This is a genomic window from Enterobacter cloacae complex sp. IR5441, from assembly GCF_049238215.1.
GTDB classification, from domain to species: domain Bacteria; phylum Pseudomonadota; class Gammaproteobacteria; order Enterobacterales; family Enterobacteriaceae; genus Enterobacter; species Enterobacter hormaechei_C.
In genome coordinates, this window is record NZ_JBMKIA010000075.1 from 1 (window position 1) to 4,283 (window position 4,283).

A 4,283-nucleotide genomic window follows, 5' to 3' on the forward strand; every position below is an offset into this window, starting at 1 on the left:
GATGCTCACGGCATTTTTCGAAGGTGTCCATAGCTGGTTGAGGTAGACGAAAGGCCGCTTTGTCGTCGAAAACGTGCAGGCCCCGGCTGCATTGAAGATGTTGAGCCCGGTGCCCGGCTCCGGCGCCACGCCACTGGCAAAGATGACAATATCTATCGTGCCGGTCGTTGGAGCATCATCGTTGGTGGATGGAGGGCTGAAGAACCTGACCGTGTTGCCATCGAAATCGACGGTGTTGCCGCTATTGCAGCGCCCAAAGACGATATATTTGGACTTGTCGTACCCCGCTATCGTGGGAACTGCCCAGCCGCCTGTGGGGACATTGACGGTCCCCTTCCAGATACACTGCCCTGACTGCGTGGCATTGGTTATTGAGGTGAAGTCAGTGCTGTTGCTGATGAGAAGACCCACACCACTACGCTGGCCTGACGGAAATATCTGCCAGAGGCTACCGGGGAACGTGTACGTACTTTCACGCTCACTGATGCTTACATCCTTCATCGTGGAGTTCTGCGTCACGCGGCCACCGGATATGGTGACCGAGTTCATTTTATGAAGCAGCCCTGAATCAAGATAAGCCGTCGCGTGAGGGATAAACAGCACCTGCGCCCCGGAAACATAACCGGCAACATCAGCGTACTTGGCTTTCTGGTAGCCACTGTCAAAGTTGGCCCCAAACGACGGGCATCGCAGGCCCGCAGTTATCTCCATGCGCTTTCCGCCGTCATTTAGTTCTATCAGTAGTCCTGTCGGCATTTTATGTCCACGTCCCCAGTACGATGCGGCCGCCACCCGGAATATTAATGGTTACGCCATTACCATTAATCACCGTTGTGTTGCCGGAGCCATTGAAAGAAAAATTACCGTTTGTGGCGTAAATCGAGCCGCGAACGGTCACGTTGTTAAACGTCGCGTAGCCAGATTTGTTGATGTGCCAGCCAACGTTCCCGGTGCCGTCCCAGGTTGAAGATTGGATATAGCTGCCGATCTTGGCGTTTCCAATCGTCCCGTCTCCAATGACCGTGTCCCGGATTATGGTCTGCCCGTTCTGGATAACGAACGGAAGCGTAACGGTCGCTCCTGCCTGGTGAGTAACGGCGAAGCGGTCAGCCAGGAAGATAACCTGCGACTGCATGCCGGACGGCGTATTCTCCACGCCGATCCCCATCCCTGCCGCGTAATACTGACCATTGCTGGATAACCCGACCTTGATACTGTACATCGCCTTCAGGTCCCCGTTAACGTTCGCGATGGCCTGAGCGTTAGTAGTAATGGCTGACGTATGCCCGTTGATGGTCGCCGTAATGCCGTTTATCTGCGTGGCCGTGGCCTGCTGGTAATCGGAGAACGTCTGGTTCAGGCTGTTGATGGATGCCTTGTTGCCGTTCACGTCAGTCTGCAAACTCAGCAGCGAACGCGCCGTTGCCTCCCTGTCGCTTGCCATGACGTTATCAATACGATCGATGCCGGCCTTGCTGTCACCGTACTGCGCGCTGAGTCTCACCTGCTGATCAACCTGCGCCAGCGTACTCGTTATTAGCGCGATAGCGTTATTCTGGATGCCGCCGCTGGCAGTATCGGTTCTTGCTCCCAGCTCCTCCAGGCGGGATGCCATTGATGAAGTCGTGTCGGTGACAACCTGTCGCAACGTGGTGATATCAGCAGTGTTTTGTGAGCTGGCTTGTTCAGCTGCATCTGCCTTACCTGATGCAGCATCAGCTTTACTCGAAGCCGAATCAGCTTTATCAGAAATGACCTGAGTACTCGCAGTGAGCTGATCAACAGCAGTAGCCCTTGCCTGAGCTTCATCTGACAGAGCCTGCCTTACCTCGGTAATTCCCGCTACGTTCTGCGCTGTTTTTGCCTCAAGACGGGTAACATCCGTTACGCGTGCCTCCGTCTCAGTAGCGATCACCTCCCGGAGCTGTTCGAAAGTCGCAGAGTTAGCGCCCTGTTGGGCTGTCTGGCGCACGACAACATCGGCAATAGCCAGCGCGTTTCCGATGATTGCTTCAGCGGTCTGCTTGTTCGAGCCAACCGCAGCAGCAAGGCCGTCTGCGTTCTCTTTGATTGCATCAGCCAGTTCTGCCAGTTTTCCGCTGCTGTCCACCGCGTTCTCGATCAAGTCTTTGAACGTATCGGAGCCTTTCATGTCCTCCAGGATTGCATCGGTGATATCGGATACATCGATGCTGGCCTGCCCGCGCACCCAGTCGGTCCAACCGCTCTGATTCCCGATCCTGTCGACAAGCCGCGCCTGGTACCAGAATTCCTGCCCCGCCTTCAGCCCCATTTGTTGATAAAGTTTCTGCGGATACGGTACAGATGCCAAAAGCATCGGATTCGAACCGTCAGCAGCAATGCTGTATTGCAGCTCAGTGCTCAGGGTGTCGCCGGTATTAGCCGGGAATCCCCAGGTGACGTTGATTCCGAATACGACGTCTTCGGAGGCTTTAAGCCCGACAGGTTTGGGTACATCACCCGCGCGTCCCTTCAGGTGTGTAAGCGCGGAAGTTGCCCAGAGACTCGATGCACCGCCGGAGTTGATCGCGCGTACACGGACCAGATAATCACCCTCGAAGATGCCAGGCACTTCGATATTGCGAAGACCGGTCTCCGGTACGTTAACCCACTCATTGTCGCCGCGCTTCCACTGCACCCGATAGGCTATGACATCCGCCTGTGGTTTGCCGTTCTTGTCGACCGGCGCATCCCAGGATGCCGTCAGGGTAGCCACTCGATGCCCCTGGCGCACTGCATCATAGCTCGCTACCACGATATTGGTCGGCTGGTTGACGAGGCCGGTTGGTATCAGACTAATTGGCGGCGTGTCCAGGCGGGCATTGTTATCGACCGCATCATATTTTGATGCATTATATTCGGCCCCGGTGACTGTGAAGGTGTTTTCTTCATCATCAAATTTCAGGTTCGTAACGCGGAAGTATTGCAGGCGCAACTGCCCGGCATCGATGACGAATACAGCGTTGGGTAACGGCTCTGCCGTGAAAGGCGTGGCGACCACCAGCTGCGTGCCGTTTACGGCCTGGATCACCCTGCTTTCAACGGTACCGCCCCGTGTGCGGATCATCAGTGTGTCACCCGCAACGGCACTGGTTCCCCGATCGGTTGTCACAGCCTTCAACCCGGCGTTATATCCGGTTATACGCCCGCCATAAACACGCCCTGAAAGGCGTTCGTCAGCAAATGCAAACACGGTACCCGGCACGTAGACATAGCCATCAAGCCCGGTCTGTAGCGTAATAATCCGGTCGAGTGAGTTGGAATACACCGCCCACCCGCCACGGCGCTGTGCTTCGCTCTCGCGCGTACAGCCGATTGCGGTGATCTGCGTCTGTTTAAACTTGAACTGCTTAACCAGGTCCGGGAACATCACTGCTGTTGTGCGGTCCTGATAATGATTGTCAGGGTCGCTGAAGTTAATCAGCGCGCTGGAGAAGCGGGTCTTTTCACTGCCGCTCGAGTAAACCGGTTTGCCCACCACCGAGGCGCGGGTAAGGATTTGCAGCTTCGACGTATCCGCCGGCATGTCCGAGACAACATTAAACATGTTGTTGCCCCAGAACGTCATGCCATTGAACCCTGCGGCGATGTCTTTGATTACCTGCCACGCATCTGCCTGCGACTGGATGTAGACATCAAACATGAAGCGCGGCTCGGTACCGTCACCACCCTTCCCGTCAGGTACTTTTTGATCGCAACGCTGGGCAATACGGTAAAGCTCCCACTTATCCAGCATCTGCGCCGTGACGCGTCGGCCAAGACCGAAACGCGGCTCAGTGAGCACATCGAACCAGATCCATGCTGGGTTATTCGTCCAGCCCCACTTAAACGTCCCGTCCCATGTGCCGCTATAGGTTCTGGCTATCGGATCGTAATTCGAAGGGATGCGGATAATGCGCCCCTTAGGCTTACAGGAAACCTTCGGGATATTGTTGAACGATTTGGCGTTGAACGACACATACAGCAGCGCCGTATGGGGATAACGCAGGCGCGCATCAATCACCTCAGTGATTGCCTGTACCTGCGTTTTATTCTGCAACATCTGGCTGGTGCTGTCGTCGGTGTCGCGTACCACGCGGATCTGCCAGCCTGTACTGGCTTTCGGAAGATTAATGCGATGGGTCAGTTCATAGAGAGAACTGAGTTTCTCTGTCACGGTTCTTGTCATGACCGTAGAGAACGCACCACCATCTACAGCAAGATCGATATGGTACTTTACGGTAGTGCCGACAATATCCCCGTCGTTTTCCTGCTGCTGCAAA

2 protein-coding genes are annotated in these 4,283 nt (G+C 55.3%); both read right to left on the reverse strand.

The window, feature by feature from the left end:
• Nucleotides 1-756, reverse strand: a 756-nt coding sequence (locus ACOTX5_RS26130) for a DUF6453 family protein (RefSeq protein WP_421632508.1), incomplete at its 3' end; no start/stop codon positions are given.
• A gap of 1 nt (nt 757) precedes the next feature.
• On the reverse strand, nt 758-4,282 hold the full coding sequence (locus tag ACOTX5_RS26135) for a phage tail protein (RefSeq protein WP_421632510.1): 3,525 nt from the start codon (nt 4,280-4,282) through the stop codon (nt 758-760).
• Nucleotide 4,283: the final 1 nt, after the last annotated feature.